Below are 26,373 nucleotides of genomic sequence, written 5' to 3'. Positions count from 1 at the left end.
GGGGGCATCCCTTAGACGATAGCAGAGAACGTCTATTCGTCAGCCGATTTGGCTTCCTGGTTCTCTGGCCGCGGTGTGAACGACTAGAGGTCATAGTATGGGGCATCGTCATCATCGGGTAGGCCTAGCGGATAGACAATTGGTTTATCCCCGAAATACTTCCTGACGATCCGGTCACGACGCTCAAACGTGTCCTCGTCTGGATCGATTTCGTCGGGGTAGGTATAAGCCACCTCGAACGTGTCGCCGGCGATGAGATATTCGATTTCCGCCCAGCGGCATTTCGGCTCCTCGGCCTCCAAGAGGTCAAGAAGCAGGTGGAACCATCGGTCTACGTCGGGGCCGCGGTATACTATGCTGTTCGCACGATTCTTGAAGATCGCGGGTGAGACCATCGACGGTCTCACGCACGCATACAGCAACGTGCCGTCCAGTGGATAGGCCGTGTCCTCAGCTAGAAGCTGGCCAATTTCTCCGAGTAGGCGGTCCGTCTCGTCATTTGCCACCGCGTTTCTCCTCTGGCTCATTTGGAATTGCCAGGCTTCGCCGATAGCCGTTTATGTTGAACCAGATGTTGATCTTGGAAGGGCGCTTCGATGCGCCGTCATAGCTCGGCAGGATTCTGACGGTGACGTTCCGTCCCGCCCGCTTTGCCCTCGCCCATTGGTCCTCAAGGCGGCGATATTCGCCGCGATTGAAATTCGCATCCTGCGCGAAATGGTTGAACGCGTCGGTCGGTCCATCAAAACGTGCCGCGATATAGTGACCGCCGTCATCAGTCGGCCGGCGATCGGCGCCACCGGCCTGGGCCTGCGCTAATTTCGATCGCACCTGCTTGTTGACGATTTTCAGGGTCCCGAAACTCTGCGGGTTCGTCACGTTTCGTCGATTTGGTATTCGTAGCCATTGCGCACTTCGCGACGAAGCGGTGTCGATGCCGCGGAATGCTGGGACGGCGTTGTTGTTTGGGAAGGTAATTGCCGGTTTCTGACGACGGTGGTGGAAGCTTTCGGCACCGTCCTTTGTGCCGGCCTATCAAGACCCCAATATCTCGATGCCCCTCCTCCGCCGCGCCCGCCCCCGCCACCCGTGAAGCCGCCGCCGCCCCAGCCATTGCGCGAGATCGGCCGTGCCGCGTCTGGCTTCGGCAACGAAGAGCGAGAGGTCGGACCCGCCATCTGTGCCCTGGGGGTGGGCGTTATGCGAGGCCGCTGACGATTGGCGTCTGATCGAGCATCGCGCGGCCACGCCTCGTGTGACGAGGCACGCCCGCCGCCAAACGAGCCCCCACTCCCACCTCGAAACTGGCCTCTGCCACTTTGGCCAGAAGCACGTCCGGAGCCGGCGAATATGAAACGCCCGTCCGCCGGATCATGCCAAGGATTGAATTTGACCTCGACGCCATCCGCCGCGGCTATACTCGGCAATCTGCCGGTTCGAAGCCAGATCGAGAAAGCCCGTCGCCGTCCGTTGTCCGATACGAGAATCATGCTGCCCCCGTCTCGCTAGACGGTGAGAACATTTGACGAACGATTTCCTACAAGTCAACCGAAAATTATTACCGGGAACGAAGGAATCAGGCTCGACGCTCAGCCCCGTTCTCAACCCGATTCGATGTGACGAGAATGATGCATCCATCGGGGACAAAACTAGCTAATCAGATTACCGGGCAACTCCCGTGCTTCGCTCAACAATCGGCCCGGCCGCGACCTAAAGGTAGTAGTCCGGCGCGTCGTCCTCGGGCAGCAAGGGCGGATATACGATCGGCTTCTCGCCGAAGTGTCGCCGAACCGACCGTGCGCGCCGCTCCACTACATCCTCTTCGGCATCGATTTCATCCGGATAGATATAGGCTACTTCGAACTTACCGTCGCGTAACAGATATTCCATCTCCGCCCATCGATCATCGCCGTCCTGTGCTTCCCACAAGTCGAGCAACGCATAAGGCAGCCCCTCGATTGCCGGCCAGCGAAACAGGATCTGGTTGCCGAGTTCCTTGAAGATCGACTCGCCGACCACGTTCCGATCGAGCTGGGCATAGAGCAGCGTTGGTTCGAACGGATACTCACAATCCTCCGTCAGCAACTGGCCGATCTCGTTCAGCAGCTTCTCGGCATCATCGTTTGCCACGGCTTCTCTCCGATCGTTCGTTGGGAAATTTCAGGCTTTTGCGCTTGCCGTCGACCGTCCACCTCACGTCGATCACCGATGGTCGCCCGGACGCACCCTCGAACCGCGGCACGACTTTGACCGTGACAGTCTTTCCGTCTCGCTTTTCTCTCGCCCACTCATTCTCGAGGACACGATAACGGCAGCGGTTGAAGTTCGCATCCTGCGCAAAATGATTGAACGCTTCGGTCGGCCCGTTGAAGCGCGCGGCGATATAATGGCCGCCATCGTCGCTCGCCCGACGTTCTGCGCCGCCAGCCTGCGCTTGCGAAGCGCGAGAACGGATCGGAACATTGGTAACCGTCAGCGCGCCAGAGACGCGCCGTGTCCGCCCGCGCGCGTCGATTTGATAGGTATAGCCGTTACGCTCGACCGCGCGGAATCGGTCGCTAGACGCGCTTCCGGGTGGTGTGGCGGCTCTATTCGTCTCGGAAGCGCGATCCGTAGACGCAACGGCAGTTACCGAACCCGGTGAATTCTTCGAACGACGGTTTGGATCGTGTGATCCCCACGTCCCTGACGCTCCCGCTCCGCCGAAGCTACCGCCGCCACCTCCCGTAAATCCGCCACCAGTCCATGCGCGTGGAGCAGACGGCTTGTGAGAGGACGATTGGGGAGCCGCCGCAAGGTTGCCCCGTTTGATGCGCGTCTGGTCCTTGGAAATGGCGCGGTTCGCCGAATCTCGCGATATGGGTCTGGATGACCGGGCCGGCCAATCTCCTGAGCCGGTTGCACCGCCACCGCCGCCCTTACCGCCCCCGCCACCAGAAAACCCACCCCCGCCCCACTGGCCATAATGCTGCCCAGCACCAACGAAGGTGAAGCGCCCGGTTTCTGAATCATGCCAAGGATTGAATTTGAGCTCGACGCCATCCACCGCGGCTATGCTCGGCAATCTGCCGGTTCGAAGCCAGATCGAGAAAGCCCGTCGCCGCTCGCTGTCAGATACGAGAATCATGCCACCCCCGTCGCTTCAGACGGTAGGAACATTTGAGGAACAGAATCCAACAAGTCAATCGGAAATCTTTGCCGGGGAGCGACGGGATCAGGCTCGACGCCCAGCCCCGTTCACTAGCCGGTTCGATGTGACTGGAATGGTGCCCCCGAGAGGACTCGAACCTCCGACCTGCGGTTTAGGAAACCGTCGCTCTATCCGGCTGAGCTACGGGGGCAGCGCCAGCGTTCCTAGTTTTTCGCGCCGGACCGGTCAATCAATTCGCCGCCTCCGGCGGGATCACTGGAAAGGGCAGCGGCGCGACCGGCACGCCGTCGTCAACCAGCGCCTTGGCCTCGGCCAGCGTCGCTTGGCCGTGGATCGCCGCATACCGTTCCTCGCCGTCATGCATCGCCCGGGCGCGGGTGGCGAAATCGCCGCCGACCCATTGCGAGTCCGCCAGTGCACGCTTCTGCACCGCCGCCAGCTCCTGCAGCGCCGCCTTGATCGACGCGGGCGGCGTGTCGGCGCGCTGGTTGCTCTTTGCCGGCAGATGGGGCGCCATCAATGCCTTGTCGATCCGCGTGTCCGCGCAGAGCGGACAGGCGATCTGGCCGGCGTCGCGCTGCGTGGCATAGGCCTCGCTTGATCCGAACCACGCTTCGAAGACGTGGCCGCCGCTGCAGCGCAGGTCGAAGACGATCATGCCACGACAGGGGTCGGGATCGACCGGCGATGCGCCAGCACCGGGATACGCGATCGCACCGCCGTCACCAGCTCTGGGTCAATGGTGGCAAAGCCGACCCCCGCCGTTTCGCCCATGTCGAGCAGCACCTCACCCCAGGGATCGACGACCAGACTGTGGCCATAGGTCGCGCGGCCATCGTCATGCTGGCCGGTCTGCGCCGCCGCCACCACGAAACAGCCGTTCTCGATCGCGCGGGCGCGCAGCAACGTATGCCAATGGGCCGCCCCGGTCGGGCGCGTGAACGCCGCCGGCACGGCCAGTAGTGTGGCGCCCCTTTCCGCCAGCGTCGCATAGAGGGCCGCAAACCGCAGGTCGTAGCAGACCGTCGGGCCGAGCGGGCCGAGCGGCGTGTCGACCACCACGGCGCCTTCGCCGGCGGCATAAGCCGCCGATTCCCGCCACGATTCCCCGGTCGGCAGGTCGACGTCGAACAGATGCAATTTGTCGTAGCGCGCGCGGATCGCGCCCGCGGGGTCGATGACGAAGCCGCGATTGGCCAGCCGTCCGTCAGGCCGCCGGATCGCCAGCGAGCCGAGATGCACCCATAGGCCGTGATCCTTTGCCGCTGCGCAGACCGCGGCAAGCACCGGGTCCTCCGCCTCGGGCCGTATCGACGCCGCCGCGCGCTGCCGATCGCGATCGATCAACCCCGACATCTCTGGCGTGAACAGCAGCGCCGCACCGCCTGCCGCCGCCTCGCGCACCGCATCGACCAGGGTCGCGGCATTGACGGCGGGATCGATCCCGCTCGTCATCTGCAGCAGCGCCGCCTTCATGCGGCGAGCAGCGGGTCGAGCCCTCCGCGCGCGTTCAGCGCCGCCAGATCGTCGGAACCGCCGATATGGCGGCCATCGATGAACACCTGCGGTACGGTCGTGCGGCCATCCGCGCGCTCGATCATCTCGCCGCGCTTCGGGCCACCCAAGGTGATGTCATATTCGACCGGCTCCACGCCCTTCGACGCGAGCAGTCGCATCGCCCGGCTGCAATAGGGGCAGAATGCCTTGGTGTAGATTTCGACCTTTGCCATAGGCAGGAGGTGTGGTTTGGCGCGCGGCTTGTCAATCGTCGCCGTCGCCCAGCACCCGCGCCCAGCAGAGGATGGTCACCGATGCCGCGCCGGCGCGTAGCAGTACCGCCGTGCAGGCGTCGGTCGTCGCGCCGCTGGTGTAGACATCGTCGACCAGCCCGATCGTCCGTCCCGCGACCCGCTGCCGATCCGGATCGGCGAAAGCGCCGGCTACCGTCCGAGCCCGTTCGCGCGCGCCTAGGCCGCGCAGCGCCGGCGTCGCACGCCGTCGAACGAGCGCCAGCGGATCGTGGGCGATGCCCGTGCGCCGGGCCAGTGCGGCGGCGATCAGCGCAGCCTGGTTGTAGCCGCGCCTCCACAGCCGCCACCGATGCAGCGGCACGGGGATCAGCAGCTCGGTTCCGGCGGGCACGATCGCGCGCATCCGCTCCGCCATCGTCGCCGCGATGCCGATACGGCCGCCGTATTTCAGTTTCAGCGCCAGCGATCGCGCGATCGCGCCATAAGCAACGGCCGCGCGCACCCCGGCATGACGCGGCGGCTCCGCAAGGCAGCGCGCGCAGCATATACCCTCACCGCGGTCAAAGGCGAAGGGCCGGTTGCAGGCGGCGCACCACGGCGGCGCGATCAGCCGCAAGTCGTTCCAGCACGATACACAAAAGTGATGGTCGTCCGCCACCGGCACCCCACAGCCGGGACAGCGCGGCGGCAGCACCAGCGCGACCGCCCCCCTGCCCAAGCCTGCCGCCATCGACCCGAAGCCCATGATCGATGCTTGTCGCCCGCGTCGGGAAACGGCACAAGCCGCCGCGTGAGTGCCACGGAAATCTTCAATCGCACGACGCGCCGGCTACGCCGCGACCGTGCTGCGGCAGGCGATCCTGCCGCCCATGCCTTTCTCCGCGACGTCATGGTCGAGGGGCTGCTGGAGCGGCTCGCGGCGGTGAAGCGGCCGTTCGGCGAGGCGCTGGATATCGGCGCTAGCGACCAGAGCCTGACGGTCCCTGGTGCACGCATGGCGCGGATCGATGCCGGCGTCCGGTTTGCCCGCGTGACAGGCGGCATCCAGGGCGACGAGGACCGTCTTCCCTTCGCAGGCGCCAGCTTCGACTGCGTGGTCAGCGCCGGCGTGCTCGACCAAGTCAACGATCTTCCCGGCGCGCTGACGCTGATCCGACGGGCTCTGCGGCCGGATGGCCTGTTCCTCGGTGCGTTTCTGGGGGCGGGCAGCCTGCCGGCCTTGCGCGCCGCACTGCGCGCGGCCGAGGGCGAACGGCCGGCGGCGCGGCTGCATCCGCAGATCGACGTCCGGTCGGCGGGCGATCTGCTTGTCCGTGCCGGCTTCACCCTGCCGGTCGCCGACGTCGAGACGCTGGATGTGCGTTACGCCAGCCTCGGGCGATTGCTCGACGATCTGCGCGGCATGGCGGCATCCAACCTGCTCGCCAGCCGTACGGCGCTGTCGCGCGAGACGTTGGCGCGTACCGCCGCTGCCTTCGCCGACGCGGCTGGCCCGGACGGCCGCACCACTGAACGGTTCTCGATCATCTTCCTGACCGGCTGGGCGCCTGACGCCTCGCAGCCCCAACCCGCCCGTCGTGGCAGTGGCACCGCCTCGCTGGCGGCCGCTCTCTCGCCCAAACCGGATTCGGCCTAACGGCAGGTTGCCGACCGCGACACGATCTTCAGCGGATCACGCCATCGGCGTCGCGGGCAAGGATCCGGCCCATCGCCTCGAACAGCGCGTCCATCGCCACTGGCTTGAACAGCACCTCGTCCGCTCCCGCCTCCAGGCAGCGCTCGCGCAGGTCGAGCGCGGTGTCGGCGGTGATCACGATGATCGGCACGGACGCCTTGGCATCGTCGCGTCCCCGGATATGGCGGATCGCGGTCAGCCCATCCATTCCCGGCATGCGCAGGTCGATCAGCAGCATGTCGTAGGTGGCGGCGTCAATCTTGCTGAGACCCTGCTCCGCATTTTCCGCCTCGTCCATCGCCGCCCCAGCCACGTCGAGCATGTCGCGCACGACGCGGCGGTTCATCCGGTCGTCCTCGATAAACAGGATGTTCATGGCCGTCGGGAAATCCCGAAGTGAAAGTCTGCACGGGGCATGAACGCGCCTCTACGCTTCATGCCGCCCGGGACACAAGCGGCTGATCGCCGATACCGTACAAAGCGGCGATTAAATCGGTGCCGGACACTGGTTTAGCGATTGCAAGCGCCCCCTCTGGCGCTGCCTGACCGGCGGGCAACAGCACCGCAATGCGCCGGTCTCCCGCAGCGGCGCTAAGCGCCGCGAATGCCGCGACATCGTTCCCGATCGCCGAGGCATCGACGACGATCCGCCCCACCGCCTCTGCGGCGCAGCACGCGACCGCCTCCGCAAGGCTGGCGACCGCCCGAACCTCCTCGACCAGCGGTGACAGAACCGCCTTCAACATGTTGCGCGTGATCGGATTGCGGTCGACGATCAGCAAGGCCGCGCCGCCCCCTGCCGGCTCCCGCTCCTCGATATCTTGTGCCCGTGCGAGCGGCAGATCGACGGTGAACCGCGACCCCCGGCCCAGTGTGCTTTCGACGCGGACATCCCCCCCCATGGCGCGGGCCAGATTGCGCGAAATCGACAGGCCAAGCCCGGTACCGCCAAATTGCCGCGTAGTGCTGGCGTCGGCCTGGCGGAAGGACTCGAAAATTTCCTCCATCTTGTCCGCCGCGATCCCCACGCCGGTATCTGCTACGGCGATATGCAGCCGTTCACCGGCCGCAGCGACGTGCAGCGTCACCTGACCGGTGGCGGTAAACTTGAGCGCATTGGCTGTCAGGTTGAACACGATCTGCCGCAGTCGTGTCACGTCCCCGACGATCCGCTTCGGACTGTCGTGCAGGTCGCGAACGAAGGCTATGCCCTTGGCCCTGGCCTGCTCCTCCCACATCCGGCTCGCCTCGATCAGCATCGCGCACAGGTCGAACGGTGCCGCCTCGATTGTGAGATTGCCGGTTTCCATCTTCGCAACGTCCAGAATGTCATCGACCAGCGCGCGCATCGTCGTACCGGCACTGTGGACGATACCGATGCGTTCGCGGATCGGGTCGCCCAAGGTAGGATCGGCCAGCATCACCTGCGTCATGCCGAGGATGCCGTTCAGCGGCGTGCGGATTTCGTGGCTGGTGGTGGCGAGGAATTCGGTCTTCGCCGCCAGCGCCTTGCCCAAAGCCGTGTTGGTGACGGCGAGATCGTCGTTGGCGGCCCGCACCTGATTGCGGCTGCGGCGGATGGTGAACAGGCCGATGCCGAGCAATGCGATGACGATCGCGGTCGCGCCCGCCGCGACGAAGAAGATCGTCCGCTGCGTCTTGGCCCGCGCCTGTTCGAAGGCGACGCTGCGCCGCGCCTCGTCGCGCTGCAGATTGGCGATGCGCAATTCCTGATTGGCGAAATCGAACCGCGCCGCCATCAGCGCCGCATTGGTCGACCGCGCCAGGTTGGTCGCCTCGTCGTCCAGCCGCTTCCACGCAGCCAGGTGAGCCAGTGCCAGATCGTCGCGCCCGACGGCACGGTAGATGTCATAGGCGGTCTTGAGCGCGGGGCGGTCCACTACGGTGGCTTGCGCCGGATCCTGCCCCGCGAAGCGCTGACCGATCAGACGTTGCGCAGCGGTCAGGTCACCGCTCTGGAACGCCGACTGCGCTGCGAGCGCCTGCAGCGTTTCGCGCAGCGCCTTGAAGCCAGCGGCTTCGGGCCGGCCCGCGAGCCGCAGCCCCTCATCGATGTTGCGCTGAGCGCCGGCGACATTGCCGGCGGCAAGCTGCGTTTCCGCGATGTTGCCGAGCACCATCGCCCGCAGCAGCGGGCTCTGCATGCTCGTCGCTAGGGCCAACGCTTCCCGAAACTGCTTCTCCGCATCGCGATAGCGATGCAGCTCGCGCAATGTGTTGCCGCGATTGTTATAGATCGAGAGCAGCAGATTGGGGTCGGCATTGTAGGCAGCAATCGCCTGATCATAATATTTCAGCGCCGCGGCAAAATCACGACCGCTGCTGTAAAGCGAGCCAATTGACTGCAGCGCCTTCGCCTGACTTCGCACCTCGCCAAGTGTGACAAACAGTGCATGCGCGCGCTGATAGTCGACCAGCGCCTTCGCGACGTTCGCCTCAACTGTATTGATCCAGCCGTCGGATAGCAGCAGGTCCGCCTGCAGCTTGGACCCAGAGGCGAGCCGCGATGCGGTTGCCAGCGCACGCGTCACCAGTAGTTTTCCCGCGGCAACATTGTTGATCCGCAACAGCGCCTCGCCTTGCAGCCATTGCGCCGTGGCACGCATGATCTCGCGGTCGGTCGACGGCGGCCGGCTTCCTGCCCATCGTTCGGCGTCCTGCGCCTTGACGATCGCGACATTGGGGTCCGCGAGCATCGCGCCCTTGGCATCAGCGATCAGCCGGTCGAACTGTTCCGGGGTTGCGGCAGGCGCAGGTTGCGTCGCCACGAGGAAGAACGACAGCAGCCCGACGATAGCGATGGGACAGCGCACTCTAGGCCTCCCGGCGAACCGAGGTCAGCCCTCCGAACAAGGTCAACGGGTCGGGTCCCGGCCGCCGATGAGATCCATCATCGAGATAGGTGATCAGCGCTTCTAGAGCCACCGGGCGGCTGATCAGATAGCCCTGCACCATGTCGCAGCCCATCACCGTCAGCAACGCCAGGGCGGCGTGGGTCTCAACCCCCTCTGCCACGACCTCCATCTCCAAGGCATGGGCGAGATCGATCGTCGAACGCACGATCAGCGGATCGCGATTGGAACTGGTCAGCTGGGTGACGAACAGCTTGTCGATCTTCAATTCACGCGCGGGCAGCTGTTTAAGATAGGCGAGCGACGACAGGCCGGCACCATAATCGTCGATGGCAATGGTGATGCCGTAATCGGCGAACCGTTGGAGGTTGGCGATCGCGCTGGCCGGGTCGCGGATCACCGAGGTCTCGGTAATCTCGAATCCCAAGTTCGCGTCGCTGCTGCCGACCAGGCGGCACGCCTCTTCGACGAAGGCCGCGTCCGCGAGCAACTGGCCGGAAATGTTGATGAACAATCGCAGATGGTGACCCCGCCTGGCCAGCTCCTGCTGGTCGGCGATGGCGCGCCGGATGGTCCACAGCGTCATCCGGTCGATCAGCTGGCATTGCTCGGCGATCGGAATGAAATCGTTGGGCATCACCATGCCGCGTTCGGGATGGCGCCAGCGGACGAGGGCCTCGGCGCTCGTGATCTCCTGACGGCGGACATGGACCTTGGGCTGGTAGGCGAGGACCAGTTCGTCTTTGTCGATCGCCCTGTCGAGTTCCCGTGCCATCCGGACGACGTCACGCTGAGGACGCGGCGCAACCTGGTGGCGTATGGCGCGATAGGCTGTCCGAGCTTCGGCCAGCGCGAGTTCGGCCTGTTCGACCAGCGCGACCTCGTCCACGCCGATCTCGGCTGCCGCCGCGCCGAAGGTCAGCTCGATGCGAATCGACGCCTCATCGATCTCGAACGAACGGGCGAACGAGGCCTCGATCGCGGCGATGCGTCGATCGATCTCATCCGCCGCCTGGCCGCGGAAGCGGCAGGTGACGAGCGTGCGGCCGACGCTTGCGATGCTCGCCGTCGGCAGAATGCGACCAAGCCGTTCAGACGCCAGGCCGGCGAGAAGATCGGCACGGACACAGCCGAGCCGACGTCGCAACGCTACGAAATTGGCCAGTTCGACAAGCAGCAGGCAATCGATCGCATCCGTTTCGGATACGCCAATCGGCTCGAACGCGGCGTTCTGCTGCACCATCGACTCCGGACGATCGCCTGAAAACATCAGCTAAGCGGATACCACCCAAGGATTAAAAATAGCGTTAATCATTGGATCCGGAGATTGAATTTTGGTAAACATCAGGTTAACCTAACTGCGTGCGCGGCGTTTCGGCGTTCGCGCACCACTAAGGGAGAAAGCAAATGCTGGCGCTCATCATCAAGATGGTTATCGGGCTCGACATCAAGCCTTGGTAAACGGTTTCGTCGGCCCGGACGCTTGCGTCCGGGCCGATATTCTCTGCCGAATTGGCTTCATTTTATAATCAGTTCACGCCTTACCTCGTCAGCGTGACGTCCTCCCAACCGCCGCCAAGCGCCTTGGCCAGTGCGATCGTCTGCTGACGCAGCTGCGCCTCGCTCATCGCCACCTGCTCCCGCGCCGAGAGCGACTGTGCCTCAGTGTTGAGCACCGCGTCCTGTGCGACGAAACCTGTGCGATATTGCGCGGTCGTCGCCCGCACGCTCGCATCCGCGTCGGCCACGGCGCGCATCAGCACCACGTGCCGCTGTCGTTCCGCATCCAGCTGGACCAACGCATCCTCGACGTCGCGCAGGGCCTGCAGCACGGTCTGGCGATAGTCCAGATAGGCCTCGTCTCGCGCCGCCTCACGCGCCTTCACCGTCGCACGACGGCGACCGAAATCGATCAGCGGAAATTGCGCCGCGCCGGTTCCGGTCAGCTGCAGGCTGTCGCCGCTGAACAGATTGCCCAAGGCCGTCGAAATCAGCTGCGCCATGCCGGTCAGGCTGAAGCGCGGATAGAGATCCGCGACCGCGACGCCGATGTCGGCGGTAGCGGCGGCGAGATTGCGCTCCGCGGCCCGCACGTCGGGGCGACGGCGAAGGAGGTCCGACGGCAGCCCGACCGGGATCACCGGCACCGTCGCGATCGGGGCTGCAGCGGGTGCGGTCAATTCCGCGTCCAGCGCCGCCGGCTCCAGCCCGAGCAGGATGGCGAGCGCGTGCCGGCGCACCGCCATGTCCGCCGCGATCGGCAGCAGCCGCGCTTCGGTGCTGGTGATCGAGCCGCGCTGGCGGGTGACGTCGATCGGCGGCACCAGCCCGACCTTGGCGACATTGCCGGCAATGCGGAGCGCGCCGCGCTGGCGCTGCAATTCGGACTGGATGATCGCCGTTTGCTGCTGGTCGAAGCGCATCGCAAAATAGGCCTGGGCGACCTCGGCCGCGATCATCGTGGCCGCGTCGCGCCGATTCCATTCCGCCGCCTCGGTCCGGGCGACCGCGCCCTGCACCTGCCGCCGGACGCCGCCGAGCAGATCCAATTCCCAGCTTGCGTCGAACCCGACGGCATAAGTGGTGATGCCGCTGCCGGGCAATGCGATGCCGCTGCTCGATCCGGACCCGCCCGACGATCCGCCGCCGCTGCTCCCGCCGAACAGGCGGGCGAGCGACGAGAAGCCGGCGTTCTTGCTGAACTCGACGTGCGTCGCATTGGCGCTCGCATTGACCTGCGGCAGGCCCTGCGCCCGCGCCGCGATCTCCTGCGTCCGCGCCTGCCGGACCCGCGCTGCCGCGATGGCGATATCGGGTGAATCCTTCAGCGCGCGATCGACCAGCCGGTCGAGCTGCGGATCGGCGAAGGCGCGCCACCAATGCGTGACGTCCGCCTGCCGCGCTGCCTGCACGCCGGCCTGAGGTCCGACAAAGGCCGGCGGCACCGCCGCGGCCGGCGGCGTGTAATTGGGGCCGACGGTACAGCCGGCCAGCGCCACCGCGCCCAGCATCGCCCCGTTCAGGGCCGCGAACCGCCGCATCTCAATGTCCTCCCTGCGGGGCCTGGCCCGTCTTGTTGGCACGCATCACCAGCACCAGTGGCGCGACGACGAGCACGACGATCATCAGCGTGCGGAATACGTCGAGAAAGGCGAGCATCGTCGCCTGCCGCTGCATCTGGCTGTACAGGACGGCCAGCGGCAGCGTGCCCGGGTCGCCCTGCCCGGCGAAGGCGCGGCCGGCGGTCGCGATCCATTGGTTGTAATTGGGGTCGAGCGGGTTGAGCGTATTGACCAGCTCGCTCTGATGCTTTTGCAGTCCGTTCGACAGCAGCGTCTGCGACAGGCTGATGCCGATCGTACCGCCCAGGTTGCGCGCGACGTTGAGCAGGCTTGATGCCTGCGCGGTCTGGTTCTGGCGCAGCCCGACATAGGCGATCGCGTTGATCGGCACGAACAGGAAGGGCAAGGCCATCGCCTGATACAGGCGCGCCGTCGCCGCATCCCAGAAAGTGATATCGGCATTGAGGTGCGACATGTTCCACAAGGCCGCCGCCTGGACGAGCAGCGCCGGGAACAGCAGGAAGCGCACGTCGACCGCGCCGGCCAGTCGACCGGCGAAGGGCACCGCGATCAGTGTCGCGACGCCGCCCGCGGTGAGCGCCAGACCCGCGTCGAGCGAGGAATAGCCGAGCACCTGCTGCAGCATCTGCGGGATGAGCTGGGTGGTGCCGAACAGGATCAGGCCGGTGATCGCCATCACGCCGATGGTCAGCGCGAAGTTGCGGTTCTTAAGCAGCTTCAGATCGACCACCGGATCGTCGTGATTGAGCTCCCAGATCACCAGTGCGATCAGCGAGGTCGCGGCAATGATCGCTGAGCCGAGGATCAGCGGGCTGGAGAACCAGTCCTCGCGCTCGCCGCGGTCGAAGGTGATCTCGAGGAAGCCGAGGCCGAGCGCGACCAGCGCGACGCCGATATAGTCGATGCGCAGGCCGTTCTTGAACTTCTCCTTGCGGTCCTTTTGCACCTGCTCGGGCTCGTCGACGAAGATCTCGACCAGGAACCAGGCGGCGATGCCGACCGGTACGTTGATCAGGAACACCCAATGCCAGGTCGAATATTCGACGATATAGCCGCCCAGTGTCGGCCCGAGCACCGGCCCCACCACGACGACGATGGCGAAGGCGGCGAAGGCCATGCCGCGCTTGGCGGGCGGGAAGGTGTCGGCGAGGATCGACTGTTCGACCGGCGCCAGGCCGCCACCGCCGATACCCTGCATGACGCGGGCGAGCACCAGCGTCGACAGGTTCGGCGCGAGCCCGCAGAGCAGCGACGACAGGGTGAACAACGCGATCGAGATCAGGAAATAGCGTTTCCGCCCGATCGCGTCGGACAGCCAGCCGGAGATCGGGATGACGATGGCGTTGGCGACGAGATAGCTGGTCAGCACCCAGGTCGCCTGGTCGCTTGAGACCGACAGGCCTCCCGCGATATGATCGAGCGCGACGTTGGCGATCGAGGTGTCGAGCACCTCCATGAAGGTCGGAATCGAGATGATCGCGACGATCAGCCAGGGCGAATAACGGCCCGCGGCGGAGCGACTCGGACTCCAGCCGCCGCCGGCGTCGCCGCCTTTGCCCTTGCCGCCGCTACTCTTGCCACCGCCGCCCTTGCCGGCCGCGCTCTTGCTCGCCACGCTCAGCGGACCTTGACGGTCGGCACCACCGACATGCCCGGCCCGATCGGATAGCGGCGCGGATCGGGATCGCCGTCGCGATGATCGAATTCGATCCGGACCGGCACGCGCTGCACCACCTTGACGTAATTGCCAGTGGCATTCTGCGGCGGCAGCACTGCGAACGCCTGCCCTGCCCCACGCTGGATCGAATCGACGTGGCCGTGGAATTCGACGTCCGGATAGGCGTCGACCTTGATCGTCACGGCCTGGCCGATCCGCATCAGCGTCAGCTGCGTCTCCTTGAAATTGGCCGTTACCCACATCCGGTCCGGCACGATCGCGAGCAATTGGCTGCCCGGCTGCACATAGGAGCCCAAATTGACCTGGCGGTTGACCACCTGCCCCGGCACCGGCGCCTTGACCTGCAGGTCGCCCAGCGTCGTATTCGCCTGCGACACCTGTGCCTTGCGGGCGCCGACCACGGCCTCGGCGGACTTGACCTGGCGCGTCGCCACGGTGACCTGCGCCTCGGCGGCGTCGACTTGGCGGCGTGCGGCGGCCGCGTCGGACGCGGTCGAGCGCGCCTGCGCGCGCGCCTGGTCGAGCTGCTGCCCGGCGACGGCACTCGGATCGAGCCGCAGCAATGCCTCGTAGCGGGCGAGATCGTTGCGCGCCTTCTCGGCGGCGGCGAGCGGCGCACGCGCGGCGGCGGCGGCCTGCTCGCGGTTGGCGATCGCGGCCGACACCTGCGCCAGCGCCTGTTGCACCTGCGCCTGCGACTGGACGACATTCGCACGCGCCTCGGCGAGCTGCGCTTCCGGACCCGACGGCTCGATCACCGCGAGCAGCCGCCCCGCCTCGACATGGCGGTTGTCGAGATCGGCGACCTGGATCAGCCGGCCGGCGGATTGCGCGGAGATGCGGACGATATGCGTGTCGACGAAGGCGTCGTCGGTCGATTCGAACTGGCGGGCGTGCAGATAGTAGAGCGTCCCGCCGATCACCAGCGTCGCGACGACGACGATCAGGATGATCCAGAACAGCGGCTTCTTGAAGATCGATGGCTTCTTCTTGTCGCCGTCCTGATCGTCCCCGTCCCCCTCGCCATTCTCACCGTCGCGATCGCCGCCGCTCTTGGCGTCGCCGCCCTTGTCCTCGCCGGATTCGTCGTCGCCGCCCTTTCCGGACCGGTCGCGATCGTTCGTCTTGTCCGAATCTGGCCGCTTGTCGCCCGCGTGATCCTGGTCGTGCCCGTCGCCTGCGCCCTGATCGTGCGCGCGTTCGCCTTCGCTCATTGCGGCCCCTTTGCTCGCGCGCGGGTTTGTTGCCCGCCTGTTGCCGGATGCTAGACGCGGGATGCGGCAAAAAGTGCCGTCGGTCAGGCGGCGCGACGCGTCCCCGCCTGGGTCAGGGGCGTGAATTCCATCTCGTCATCGATCGAGCCATAGCGCAGCGCGAGCACGTCCAACGCGTAATTCTGGTTCAGTTTCCACGGCTTGCGAGAACCCTGCTGGGGCAGCAGGTGCATCGCGCGGGCGACATAGCCCGACGTGAAATCAACGAACGGCAGCCGTGCCATGGCCGGGTCGGCGACGCGCGGCGTCACCCGCGCCATGCCCCGCCGCCACATCGCCCGGAGCAACCGGCAGACGTAGCCCGCGACCAGATCCGCCTTCAACGTCCACGAGGCGTTGGTGTAGCCGAAGGTGTAGGACAGATTGGGCACGTCGGAGAACATCATCCCCTTGTACTGGACGCGGTTCGGCCAATCGACCGGCACGCCGTCGAGGGTGAAGCGGATGCCGCTGAGCAACTGCACCTCCAGCCCGGTGGCGGTGACGATGATGTCGGCCGGCAGCTCGCTGCCGCTCGTCAGCCGGATGCCACCGGGGGTGAAGGTGTCGATCGTGTCGGTTACCACGTCGGCGCGCCCGGCCTTGATCGCGTCGAACAGATCGGCATCGGGCACCAGGCACAGCCGCTGATCCCAGGGCGCATAGCGCGGCGTGAAATGGCTATCGACGTCATAGTCCGAGCCGAGCTGGTCGCGCACCATCGCGATCAGCCGGCGCTTGAACCCCTCCGGCCGCTTGCGCGCGATCGTGTAGAACAGCTGGCCGAGCAGCACGTTCTTCCAGCGCGTCACGCCATAGGCCAGACGGTCGGGCAGGATGCGACGCAGGCCGTTGGCGATCCGGTCCTCGGCCGGCCGCGACACGACATAGGTCGGCGACCGCTGCAGCATCGTCACCTGCGCCGCCTTGCGCGCCAGTTCCGGCACCAGCGTCATCGCCGTCGCGCCGCTGCCGATCACGACGACACGCTTGCCCGCATAGTCCAATGTCTCGGGCCAGAATTGCGGATGGACGATCGTCCCGGCGAACTGCTCCTGCCCGGCGAATGCGGGCGCATGACCGCGCGCGTAATTGTAATAGCCGGAGCACAGGCACAGGAAGTTGCAGCGGAAGCGCAATTCCGCCCCGTCCGGCCCCTCGACATCCACCGTCCAGCACGCCGTCTCGTCTGACCAGTCCGCCGCGATCACCCGATGGCCGAACCGGATATGCCGGTCGATGCCATGCGTGCGGGCGGTATCCTTGATGTAGCGCCGGATCGACGGCCCGTCGGCGATCGCCTTGGCCGCGGTCCACGGCTGGAAGGCGAAGCCCAACGTGTGCATGTCGCTGTCAGAACGGACACCCGGGTAGCGGAACAGGTCCCACGTCCCGCCGATCGCCCCCCGCCCCTCCAGGATCGTGAAGGTTTGATCGGGGCAGTCGCGCTGCAAATGATAGGCCTGGCCGATCCCCGACAGGCCGGCCCCCACGATCACCACGTTGAAATGCTCGGCCACCGCCGCGCTCCTGTTGCTGACACTCATGTCAGCGACAAGATGCGCGTTGGTCGTCCTCGGCTCAATAGTCCTTTGAATATTTCAGCCGGACGTCGGAGCCGCCGAACGATCCGGTGGAGGTGAGCAGGCTGAGCGCCTTGGTCAGCGAAATCTCCAGCTGGGTCGCCGTGAAGCCGCGCGCGTCGGTGACCACTTCGACATAGATGTCGTCGGTCAGATACTTGCCCGCCGCCAGGCTGGTGCCGCGCCCGGTCGCCTGATCGGCACCGAGCACGCGCAGCCGGTCGAACCCGGTCGCCGAGCGCAGCTTGCCGAGCGGGTTGAGCCCGCCGCCGCCCGATCCGCGCAGGCTGTTGAGCGCGCTCGCCAGCTGGATCGCCTCGGTCGCCGACAGATTCTCCGGATTGGTGCCGAACAGCAGGCGGCTGAGCACCTCGTCCTGCGGCAGCGTCGGGGTCGAGGTGAAGCTGATCTGCGGCCGCTGGCCCGTGCCCGTGATCGCGATGATCGCGGTGATGCCGTTGGTCGTGGTCGACGCCTGGATGTTGATGTCCGGATCGGTCAGCGCACCGCCGCGGAAGCGGATCGTGCCGCGCGTCACCTCGAAGCGCTTGCCGGCGAACGAATAGGTGCCGCGGACGAGGTCCAGGCCGCCGCCGATCGTCGGCGCCGCCGAGGTGCCGCCGATGCGCAGGTCCATCGACCATTCGGATTCCAGGCCCATGCCCGACACGAACAGTTGGTTCTGCGCCCGCACCCGGAGGTCGAGCTTGATCACCTTGGCCGGCGCGGGCGGCGCGTTCGGCCGGTCGGTCGGCCGGGCGACGCGGATCTCGCTCTTGCGGCGGACGCCGGTCAGTTCCGGCACCTCCGCCGCGCCCTGACGGATGATCTGGTAGCGCGCCTCCGGCACCGTCAGGTCACCCTTCAGCAGCGCGCCGTCGCGGCCGTTGGTGAAGCGGATCGTGCCCGAGGTGGTCGCCGCGATCGCGTCGCTTTTGGCCAGCTGCGCATTGTTCAGCTGCGCCTGCACGTCGATCGGGAAGCCGCTGTCCGCCGCAAGGCCGACCGTGCCCTGTGCCTGCACACTGCCGTCGCCGGCACGCGCGGTCAGGCTGATCAACTCCAGCCGGTCGTTGCTGAAACGCCCGGCGATCTTCATCTGCGACAAGCGGGTCCCGTAGGTCTCGTTGTCGTAGGTCAGGTTGTCGGCGCGGATCAGGCCGTTGAGCTGCGGCGCGGACACCCGGCCGGAAAAGTCCGCAGCGACCGCGATCGGGCCGCTAAGCTGCTGCCCCGGCAGGGCGGCCAGGCTGAACAGCACCGCGGACGGACCGTTGTAGCGGATGCCGCCGGACAGCGGCGCCTGCATCAGGCGCGTCGTCCACGACCCCGATCCCGGCGGCAGCGGGCGCAACGTCGCCAGCATCCGCCCGACCGTCATCGTGCCGCGCTTGACCAGGGCCCGCGCCTCGCCACCGTCGGGCAGCAGGCGACCGACGAACTGGATGTCGACCGGCTCGGACACCGCCGCCAGGCCGGTGCGCTGGAAGCCCGCGACGGTCAGCCGCGCGTCGGCCTGCGGGATCGCCGCGCCCTGCTGGCGATAGTCGAGGCTGCCGCTGACCGCCCCGGATAGGCCGAGGTTGGGAACGAAGGCGGACAGGATCGACAGGTTCATCCGGTCGAGCCGGACCTGCGCCGCGGTGGTGCCGCCGCCGTAGGAACCGGCGAGCCGCGCCGAACCCGCCGTCGGCCCCTGGCCGAAGTCGATCCGCGTCGGTGCCAGCACATAGCCGGGCGCCGCCTGCGTGATCCGCGCCGGGTTGATCGTCCGGAACGGGATGCCGTTCGCCTGCCCCTGTAGCGCGACGAGATACTGGCCCGGCGACAGCTGGGCGTTGACCGCGACGCGTAGCGGCACGCCACTCGACCCGGTCAGCACCGCCTGCGCGGTGCCGCGGCCGCCGCGATAGTTCACCTTGGCGCGCATCGCCTGGATGACGAAGCCATTGTAGCGCGTGTCGCCGACCTGCACGTCGGCGACGACTTCCGGCGCCTTGGGATAGAGGACGACGCTGGCGTTGACGAGCGCGCGGGCGATGGTGAAGTCCGCGGCGCCGGGGATGGTGGCGTTATAGGCGCGCGCGTTGACGTCGGCGCGTTGGTAGCCGCCCTGATCCGCCAGGCGCGCCGTGCCGCTGATCCCGCGCCCGGCGAAGGTCAGCTGACCGGCGAACGGCCCACGCGGCGTCGCCTGCACCTGCCCGCGCGCCGTTATGCCGGCGAGAACGAGGCTGCGCACGTCGACGGTCAGGCGGGGGCTCGGCCGCACCAGCACGTCGGCGGTGAACGGACCGTAATTGGTGCCGCCCTTGGCGGTCACCGCATAAGCGCCGTTCCGTCCGACGACCCGCGCCTCCAGATTGGCGAGACCGATGCCGACATTCGGCCGCGCCGCGCGGAGCACCACCACGGGTGCGTCGGCGCTGCCGGTGACGCGCGCCGACAACGGGCCATATTGCGTCGAATAGGCGTCGGCATCGACCAGCACCGCGCCATTGGCCGGATTGAAGCGCCCGTCGCCACGCGTGACGCGGAACTGGGGGGCGTTGAGGCGCAGGTTGCGGAAGCTGACGATCCCTTCCGGGCTATAGCCGATGTCCGCCCGGACGATCGCATTGCCGCCGAGGAAGCTGCGCACGCCGCTGTTGAACAATTGCTGGGTGCGGGCGACGACGCGGCCGGTGACGCCGAAGCCGCCGTTCGGCCCGGGCACCAATTTGGCGTCGGTGGTCAGATCGATGATGCCGATGCTCTCGACCCGGTAATTGTTGACCCGCCCCTTCAGCGCGCCGGTGTAGCGGCCGGTCGCGACATTGGCGACGACCACCGCGGTGGCGTCGATATTGTCGGAACGGATGCGCAGGTTGTCGGACAGGATGTTCGGCATCGACACGGCGAAGTCGCCCTGGATGCGCACGTTGTTGGTCAGCCCGCCGACCGCGGCGTTGAGCCCGGTGACGCGCCGCGCCCGCGCCTTGACCGGCACCAGGATGCGGTCGGCATTCACCCGCGCCAGACCCTCGGCATAGACGTCCTGCACGACGGTGGTGCCGAAGCCGATCGTGCGGCCGCTGACCTTATAGTCGACCGTCGGCGTCGCGAAGGCGCCGTCGAGGACGACCCGCGCCCGCACGTCGCGGCCGTTGAGATTGGGGGCGATCGCGCCGGGCGTCAGCAACTGCGCGTCGACCGCGAAATTGCCGAACGTGCTGTTGGCGAGGTCGAGGATACCGCCGGCGTCCACTGCCAGTGCGCTCGAGCGCGCCTTGATCCGCGTGTCGGCGCGACGCTGGTCGAGCGTCGTGTCGATCGCCAGGTCGAGCCGCGGCGCGGTCAGCCGTTCGACTGGCCCCTGCAGGTACAGGCCGGGCGTCGCATAGCCGCGCACCTCGATATGGCCGTTGCGGGCGGTGACGCCGAGGTCGGCGAGCTGCCCCGCGCCGAGCGTCGCGGCGGCGCGGCCCTGCCACGCCGCCCAGCTGCCGCGCCCGTCGACGCTGACGGTCAGTGGCGCCTTCAGCGACGCCATGGTCGCGACCACGCCGCCGACCGGTGCGGCGAGCTTCACGTTGACGTCGAGCTTGTTCTGGTCCGGCACCGCGTCCAGCTTCAGCCGCAGCGTGTCGCCGCCGGCGACGCCTGGCCCGCGCAACGCGGCGGCATCGACGACCAATTGCGCGCGGCGGTCGGCGATATGGACGCTGCCGTCGATCCGGACGATATGCGTCTGCCCGGTCACCGGCTTCTGCAACACCAGACGGCCGACGTGCAGCCGGTTGACGTCGATGTCGAGGTCGGGAAGCAGCGGCTCGTTCTTCGGACTGGGCGGCGTCGCCTTGAGTTCCGGGCGTCGCGCCATCGTCACCAGGTCGGTCGACAAGGCGCGAACGTCGACATGGTTGCTGGCGAAGGCGAACGGCCGCCAGTCGACGCTCAGTCGCGGACTGGTCAGGAACACACCCTTGGGATCGGCGACGCGCACGTCGGACAGGATCATCTCGCCATAGAGCGACCCGTCGATCCGCCCGACCTTGATGTTCAGGCCGGAGGCGGTGGTGTAATTGCCGATCCGGTTGGCGACGAAGCGGCGGCCGGGATCGGTATTGATCCCGAACACGACGATCGCGACGAGCAGCAGCAGCCCCAGGATCGCGATGCCGATCCACTTCAGGATACGCTGCCACCAGGGGCGGCGCACGACGACCACGGTTTCGGTCGCGGCGGGCACGGTCTCGTCCACCATCAGAAGGCCTGCCCGATCGAAATGTACAGCGCGACCTTGCCGTCGCCCTTGCGCGGGTTGAGCGGCGTCGCGACGTCGAGGCGCAGCGGGCCGAAATTGGTGTAGAAGCGACCGCCGATGCCGGCGCCGAACTTCAGGTCGGAGCCTTTGGGCAGGCTCGATTCATAGCTGTTGCCGGCATCGACGAACGGCACGATGCCGAAATTGCCGAAGCGGTAGCGCGCCTCGACCGCAAATTCGTTGAGGCTGCGGCCGCCGACCGGATTGCCCTGCGGATCGAGCGGCCCGAGCCGCTGATAGCCGTAACCGCGCACCGAACCGCCACCTCCGCCGTAATAACGGCGCGAGGGCGCCAGATCGTCGCGGTCGATGCCCTGGATCGAGCCGGCGCGTGCACGGCCGGCGATGACGATCGAACTCGACACGGGGTAGTAGAAGGTCCCCTCGATCATCGTGCGGATATAGGGGCTGACGCTGCCCTGCACCGACGTCTCGGGGCTGAGGTTGAGCTTCAGGCGATAACCGCGGGTCGGGTTGAGCAGGCTGTCCGACGTATCCCACTGGATCTGGCCCGGCAGCGCGACGATGCCATAGGTCCGCCGGACGCTTTCGTTGCGGCTGAAGTCCCAGACGCTCTCGTTGGTGCCGACCAGCTCGGCGCCATAGGCATAGGTGATCCGCTTCTGCCAGATCGGCGTCGAATCGTAGCTCCAGCGCACGCCCAGCGTGCCGGTGAAGGCGTCATAGGCGTCGTAATTATTGTGGTTGGCAGACGCGATGATCTGGAACGTCCGGTCGCGCTTGCCCGCATTGGAGCGGCGGAAGGTGCCCGACAGACCCTGTTCCTGCGTACCCGCGATGACACTGCCGATCAGCGCGCCCTCGGGCGGGAACAGGTTGCGGTGCGTCCACGTCCCCTCCGCGCGGAAGCCCTGGCCGGTCGAATAACCGAGCGTGCCGCCCAGGCTGCGCGGCGGCCCCTTGGTCTGCGTAACGAGCAGGTCGACCTGCTCGGTGCCGTCCGGCCCCGGCCGTCCCGTCCGCTGCGGCTCGACCGCGATGCCGCGGAACAGACCGGTCGCGACCAGCGCATCGCGCAGGTCGTCGGTCTTTCGCGCGTCGTACAGATCGCCCTGATCGAACCGCGGGAAGACGTTGAGGTGATTGAGATCGAACACCGCATCGCCCTTGGTGGTCAGCTGGCCGAAGCTCGACCGCGGGCCCGAATCGACTGGCAGCGTATAGGCGCCGGTCGCCTGATCCGACACGTCGTCGAGCAGGATGTCACGCTCGCCCACCTTGACGAAGGGATAGCCCTGCTGCGGCAGCACCAGGCTGACGTTGGCTTCCGCTCCCTCGATCCGCGCCGCCTCGATCGGATCACCGACCTTCAGCGGCAGATTGTGCGTTATGAGGTCGGACGGGACGACGGGATCGGCCTTCACCGTCACGGACGAGAGGTGATACAGCCGGCCCGGCGTCGCGCTCACCGTCGCGCGCAGTCGACCGGCGTCGTTGGGGATGGTCTCCACCGTCGACACCGCCGTGCCGTCGTAATAGCCGAGCGACTTCATCAGGCGCACCGCCAGCGCCTCGTCCTCGCGAGCGCGCGCCGACACCTGCGTCGCATTGGCCGCCTTGCCGCTGCCCTCACGGAGTGCCGACAGCGACTTGAACTGCCCGTCGAGGTTCAGTGCATCCAGCCCCTTCAGCACCGTGTCGTACCGGATCTGCGGCGGGTTCGGGTCCTTCACGTCGGCCGCCGTCTGCAACGGCGTGGTATCGAAGCTGGACAGCGGCACCAACGGCTGCGCCAGCTCCGGATTCTCTGTGGCCGCGGGCGGCAGGCTCGTGTCGGCAGCGGTGGCGGTGGGCGCGATGGTCGGCCGCGCCGCGGTGGATTGGGGCGCGGCATTCGCGGCGGTGCCGGCGGCCGCGCTCGGCATCGGCTCCAGCGGCGCGTTGATGTCGCCGCTCAACGGGGGCAGCGCGGCATTGAATTCGCTGTCCGGCACGATCGGCGCGTTGCCCTTGGGATCGACCGCCTGCCCCGAATCGGCAGGCGTGCTTTGACCCTGCGGAGACTTCGGTGCGTCGGGGCCCTGCGCCGGGGCACGACCCTGTTGCTGCGCGAGCTGTGCGGATGCGGGCGCCGCGGTGAGCAGCGCGATCGCCAACCAATGAAGTCGTCCTGATGTCGCCGGCACTCGCGATACGCCCCTTCCCGCTCCGAGGGCGTTCGTATTCGACTTACCCCCTGCTCGGCAGGCAAACGTAACGGAGCTGTTATGGTTGCATCGTGCGCAATTCGGCCCGACCTAGCGGGCCGAGCAGCCGATCATCCCGGCGACCGGCACGACCAGCGAATCGCGACCGGGCCGATCAATGCGCAACGTCCCCGTCGGCACCTTGGCACCGGCCGTCAGCGCCTGGTCGCGGACGATCTGCATGTCGAGCGTCGCGCTGATGTCCCCGCCGCGATAGACGGTCGTCGCGGTGAAGCCGAGCGCAGCGTCGCCGCTGCCCTCCCCGCGCGACAGGTCGATCGGCTTGCCGCCGGGCGCAAGACGCAGCGTGCCGGCCTCCGCCGTCGCCATCGCCACCAATTCGCGGTCGGCGACGTTCCACAGATAGGCCGCACAGCCCTTGGCGGGCAGGGCCTGGCGACCGATCGGTTGCAACGCGCCGGCCTCTGCGGAAGCGGACGTCGCTGCGGCGGCCTGCAAGGCGAGCGGAAGGAACAGCGTGATCATGACGCCCACCCTATCATCGCCAGCCAAGCCGGATAAGCCGCCACGGCAAGCAGCGTGCCGAACGGCATCGCGGTATCGCGCCGCACCTCTCCTCCGCGCCGCTGCGCCACCAGCGCCGCCCCCAGGCCGACCAGCGCCGCGATCAGCAGCACCGCCGGCAGCAACCGCCAGCCCAGCCACAGCCCGATCGCGCCGAACAGCTTCGGATCGCCACCGCCCAGCCCCTCGCGGCCTCGCCAGCGCCGGTACCCCCAGCCGATGGCGGCCAGACCGGCATAGCCGATCGCCCCGCCCCACAGCCGGTCGACGATCGGCGGCATGACGCCCGCCGCCCCGCTGCCCAGCCCTGCCAGCGCCAGCAGCGCGGTCAGCCGATCCGGCAGCCAGAAGGCACGCAGGTCGAGCGCGGCGAGCGCCAGCAGCAGCCAGCCGAAAGCCGCGCCGGCCATGCCGGCTGCGCCCGGCGCGATCCAACCGGCGGTGGTACCGACCAGCAGCGCTGTCGCCTCGACGCCGACGTGAAAGCGATCGATCCGCGCCCGGCACGACCGGCAGCACCCTCGCTGGACCAGGAAGCTGAGCAGCGGGACGAGCTCGCGTGGTGACAGGGTCGCGTGGCAGCTGTCGCAGGCCGATCGCCCGCGCGTCACCGATCGCCCCTCCGGCCAGCGGATCGCGAGGGCGGCGACGAAGCTGCCGACGATCGCCCCCGCCAGGCCGAGCGCCAGCGCCCAGGCGAGCGGTTCAGCCATCCGCCGCGGCGGGCGGCTTGTCTCTCAGCAGGTAGCGGTAGACGCCCAGCATATCGATCAGCAGCAGCACGCTGTTCTGCGTGCCGAGCGCCCAGTCGCGGGTCAAGACCGCACCGGTGATCCAGGCGATCGCCGACAGGCAGAACAAGACCATCCCCCAACCGGTGTCGCGCCGCCCCCAGTCGAGCGAGACGATGGTCGCGGCGATCATGCCGCTGATCGAGGCAAACCAGCGAATGGGTTCGGCATAGGCATCCATGCGGCAGGACTGACGGCCGCGCCCGCCGCTGTCGACCACGGAAGGATTGAGCCAGATCAAGCGCATTGCCGTGCCACGCGCGCCATCCTAGATCGCGGCGAGAATATGTATCCGGAGAGAATGATGTCGACCGATCCGATCGTGATCCTGTCCTACGCCCGCACGCCCATGGGTTCGTTTCAGGGCGCCCTCGCCGGCGCCAGCGCGACCGACCTCGGCGCGGCCGCGGTGCGCGCCGCGGTCGAACGGGCCGGCGTGTCGGCGGAGGCGGTCGAGCGGATCTACATGGGTTGCGTGCTGCCCGCCGGCCTCGGCCAGGCGCCGGCGCGGCAGGCGGCGATCGGCGCCGGCCTCGGCACGCATGTCGAGGCGACGACGGTCAACAAGATGTGCGGGTCGGGCATGCAGGCGGCGATCATGGCCGCCGACGCGCTGGCCGCGAGGTCGGTCGAGCTGCTCGTCGCCGGCGGCATGGAGAGCATGACCAACGCCCCCTATCTGTCGAAGAAGCATCGCGGCGGTGCGCGGATCGGTCACGACACGATGTACGATCACATGTACCTCGACGGGCTGGAGGACGCCTACGAACCCGGCAAGCTGATGGGCAATTTCGCCGAGGACACGGCGGCGGAATACCAATTCACCCGCCAGGCGATGGACGATTATGCGATCGAGTCACTGACCCGCGCGCAAAAGGCGCAGACCAGCGGCGCCTTCGACCGCGAGATCGTCGCGGTCGAGGTCGCCGGGCGCAAGGGCAGCACCACCGTCGCGCTCGACGAGCAGCCCGCGAAGGGCGACGTCGCCAAGATCCCGACGCTCAAGCCCGCCTTCTCGCGCGAAGGCACGATCACCGCCGCCAACGCCTCGTCGATCTCCGACGGTGCCGCCGCGCTGGTAATGACCCGCGCCAGCGTCGCCGAGCGGCTCGGCCTGACCCCGGTCGCCCGCATCGTCAGCCACGCCGCCCATGCCCACGCCCCGGCATTGTTCACCACCGCGCCGGTGTTCGCGATGCAGAAGGCGCTCGACAAGGCGGGCTGGTCCACGGACCAGGTCGACCTGTTCGAGGTCAACGAGGCGTTCGCCGCCGTGTCGATGATCGCGATGCACGACCTTGGCCTCGACCATGCGCGGCTCAACATCCACGGCGGCGCCTGCGCGCTCGGCCATCCGATCGGCGCCAGCGGCGCGCGCATCCTCGCCACCCTGCTGTCGGCGCTGGAGACGACGGGCCAGACGCGCGGTCTCGCCAGCCTGTGCATCGGCGGCGGCGAGGCCACCGCCATGGCGGTGGAGCTGATGCGCTAAGCCGT

Annotated in this window: 22 protein-coding genes and 1 tRNA gene; 2 read left to right on the top strand and 21 right to left on the bottom strand. The window is 67.3% G+C overall.

All coding sequences use genetic code 11. The features are described from left to right. Window positions 1-83: 83 nt before the first annotated feature. The 9 genes from ACU5AX_RS00655 to ACU5AX_RS00615 all read right to left on the bottom strand — a co-directional run bounded on the left by ACU5AX_RS00655 (window position 84) and on the right by ACU5AX_RS00615 (window position 5,632). Window positions 84-506: a hypothetical protein gene (locus tag ACU5AX_RS00655; RefSeq protein WP_446689243.1), complete on the bottom strand. Its 423-nt coding sequence runs from the start codon at window positions 504-506 to the stop codon at window positions 84-86. Next, window positions 496-879 (bottom strand): DNA/RNA non-specific endonuclease, encoded by a 384-nt coding sequence (locus ACU5AX_RS00650; protein ID WP_446689242.1) that lies wholly within the window; start codon window positions 877-879, stop codon window positions 496-498. Before ACU5AX_RS00650 ends, ACU5AX_RS00655 begins: the two co-directional genes overlap by 11 nt. Before the next feature lie 831 nt (window positions 880-1,710). After that, entirely contained in the window at window positions 1,711-2,130 is a 420-nt protein-coding gene (locus ACU5AX_RS00645; RefSeq protein WP_446689241.1) for a hypothetical protein, read from the bottom strand. Beyond that, a complete protein-coding gene (locus ACU5AX_RS00640) occupies window positions 2,117-3,127 on the bottom strand; it encodes a DNA/RNA non-specific endonuclease (RefSeq protein WP_446689240.1) in 1,011 nt (336 codons plus the stop codon). Before ACU5AX_RS00640 ends, ACU5AX_RS00645 begins: the two co-directional genes overlap by 14 nt. A gap of 137 nt (window positions 3,128-3,264) precedes the next feature. Continuing rightward, a tRNA-Arg gene (locus ACU5AX_RS00635) sits at window positions 3,265-3,341 on the bottom strand. A gap of 39 nt (window positions 3,342-3,380) precedes the next feature. Next, window positions 3,381-3,809 carry a DUF1178 family protein gene (locus ACU5AX_RS00630; RefSeq protein ID WP_446689239.1) on the bottom strand — a complete coding sequence of 143 codons (429 nt, stop codon included), beginning with the start codon at window positions 3,807-3,809 and terminating at the stop codon, window positions 3,381-3,383. Continuing rightward, entirely contained in the window at window positions 3,806-4,627 is an 822-nt protein-coding gene (locus ACU5AX_RS00625) for a carbon-nitrogen hydrolase family protein (RefSeq protein ID WP_446689238.1), read from the bottom strand. The genes ACU5AX_RS00630 and ACU5AX_RS00625 overlap by 4 nt, the downstream gene beginning before the upstream one ends. Beyond that, window positions 4,624-4,881 (bottom strand): glutaredoxin 3, encoded by a 258-nt coding sequence (grxC, locus tag ACU5AX_RS00620; RefSeq protein WP_446689237.1) that lies wholly within the window; start codon window positions 4,879-4,881, stop codon window positions 4,624-4,626. Before grxC ends, ACU5AX_RS00625 begins: the two co-directional genes overlap by 4 nt. A 31-nt stretch (window positions 4,882-4,912) precedes the next feature. Beyond that, window positions 4,913-5,632, bottom strand: coding sequence for a ComF family protein (locus tag ACU5AX_RS00615; protein ID WP_446689236.1), 720 nt, complete (start codon window positions 5,630-5,632; stop codon window positions 4,913-4,915). A 60-nt stretch (window positions 5,633-5,692) separates the two neighbouring features. Between ACU5AX_RS00615 and ACU5AX_RS00610 the strand changes: the two genes are divergently transcribed. Continuing rightward, window positions 5,693-6,538 carry a class I SAM-dependent methyltransferase gene (locus ACU5AX_RS00610; RefSeq protein ID WP_446689235.1) on the top strand — a complete coding sequence of 282 codons (846 nt, stop codon included), beginning with the start codon at window positions 5,693-5,695 and terminating at the stop codon, window positions 6,536-6,538. Window positions 6,539-6,566: 28 nt separating this feature from the next. On the opposite strand, the gene ACU5AX_RS00605 is transcribed toward ACU5AX_RS00610, so the two are convergent. The 12 genes from ACU5AX_RS00605 to ACU5AX_RS00550 all read right to left on the bottom strand — a co-directional run bounded on the left by ACU5AX_RS00605 (window position 6,567) and on the right by ACU5AX_RS00550 (window position 25,123). Further along, window positions 6,567-6,953 carry a response regulator gene (locus ACU5AX_RS00605; protein ID WP_446689234.1) on the bottom strand — a complete coding sequence of 129 codons (387 nt, stop codon included), beginning with the start codon at window positions 6,951-6,953 and terminating at the stop codon, window positions 6,567-6,569. A gap of 58 nt (window positions 6,954-7,011) precedes the next feature. Next, window positions 7,012-9,411: an ATP-binding protein gene (locus tag ACU5AX_RS00600; RefSeq protein ID WP_446689233.1), complete on the bottom strand. Its 2,400-nt coding sequence runs from the start codon at window positions 9,409-9,411 to the stop codon at window positions 7,012-7,014. A 1-nt stretch (window position 9,412) separates the two neighbouring features. Then, complete coding sequence (locus tag ACU5AX_RS00595) at window positions 9,413-10,225, bottom strand: EAL domain-containing protein (protein WP_446690431.1); 813 nt, start codon at window positions 10,223-10,225, stop codon at window positions 9,413-9,415. 766 nt (window positions 10,226-10,991) lie between these two features. Further along, window positions 10,992-12,491, bottom strand: coding sequence for an efflux transporter outer membrane subunit (locus tag ACU5AX_RS00590; protein ID WP_446689232.1), 1,500 nt, complete (start codon window positions 12,489-12,491; stop codon window positions 10,992-10,994). 1 nt (window position 12,492) lies between these two features. Continuing rightward, the gene (locus ACU5AX_RS00585) at window positions 12,493-14,148 is read right to left on the bottom strand and encodes a DHA2 family efflux MFS transporter permease subunit (protein ID WP_446689231.1); all 1,656 of its coding nucleotides are present in this window, start codon (window positions 14,146-14,148) and stop codon (window positions 12,493-12,495) included. A gap of 2 nt (window positions 14,149-14,150) precedes the next feature. After that, the gene (locus ACU5AX_RS00580; RefSeq protein WP_446689230.1) at window positions 14,151-15,425 is read right to left on the bottom strand and encodes an HlyD family secretion protein; all 1,275 of its coding nucleotides are present in this window, start codon (window positions 15,423-15,425) and stop codon (window positions 14,151-14,153) included. Window positions 15,426-15,508: 83 nt separating this feature from the next. Then, entirely contained in the window at window positions 15,509-17,011 is a 1,503-nt protein-coding gene (locus ACU5AX_RS00575) for a flavin-containing monooxygenase (RefSeq protein WP_446689229.1), read from the bottom strand. Window positions 17,012-17,045: 34 nt separating this feature from the next. Continuing rightward, a complete protein-coding gene (locus ACU5AX_RS00570; RefSeq protein WP_446689228.1) occupies window positions 17,046-21,293 on the bottom strand; it encodes a translocation/assembly module TamB domain-containing protein in 4,248 nt (1,415 codons plus the stop codon). Next, entirely contained in the window at window positions 21,293-23,470 is a 2,178-nt protein-coding gene (locus ACU5AX_RS00565; RefSeq protein ID WP_446689227.1) for an autotransporter assembly complex protein TamA, read from the bottom strand. The genes ACU5AX_RS00570 and ACU5AX_RS00565 overlap by 1 nt, the downstream gene beginning before the upstream one ends. 141 nt (window positions 23,471-23,611) lie before the next feature. Next, on the bottom strand, window positions 23,612-24,046 hold the full coding sequence (locus ACU5AX_RS00560) for a hypothetical protein (protein ID WP_198353204.1): 435 nt from the start codon (window positions 24,044-24,046) through the stop codon (window positions 23,612-23,614). Continuing rightward, entirely contained in the window at window positions 24,043-24,798 is a 756-nt protein-coding gene (locus ACU5AX_RS00555) for a prepilin peptidase (RefSeq protein ID WP_446689226.1), read from the bottom strand. Before ACU5AX_RS00555 ends, ACU5AX_RS00560 begins: the two co-directional genes overlap by 4 nt. After that, window positions 24,791-25,123, bottom strand: a complete 333-nt coding sequence (locus ACU5AX_RS00550; RefSeq protein ID WP_446689225.1) for a hypothetical protein — start codon at window positions 25,121-25,123, stop codon at window positions 24,791-24,793. Before ACU5AX_RS00550 ends, ACU5AX_RS00555 begins: the two co-directional genes overlap by 8 nt. Before the next feature lie 57 nt (window positions 25,124-25,180). On the opposite strand from ACU5AX_RS00550, the gene ACU5AX_RS00545 reads away from it, so the two are divergent. Continuing rightward, window positions 25,181-26,368 (top strand): acetyl-CoA C-acyltransferase, encoded by a 1,188-nt coding sequence (locus ACU5AX_RS00545; RefSeq protein WP_446690430.1) that lies wholly within the window; start codon window positions 25,181-25,183, stop codon window positions 26,366-26,368. Window positions 26,369-26,373: the final 5 nt, after the last annotated feature.

It is taken from the genome of Sphingomonas benefaciens (genome assembly GCF_052907485.1).
Note: the sequence above shows the minus strand (reverse complement) of the source record. Positions and strands in the feature narration are given on the sequence as shown.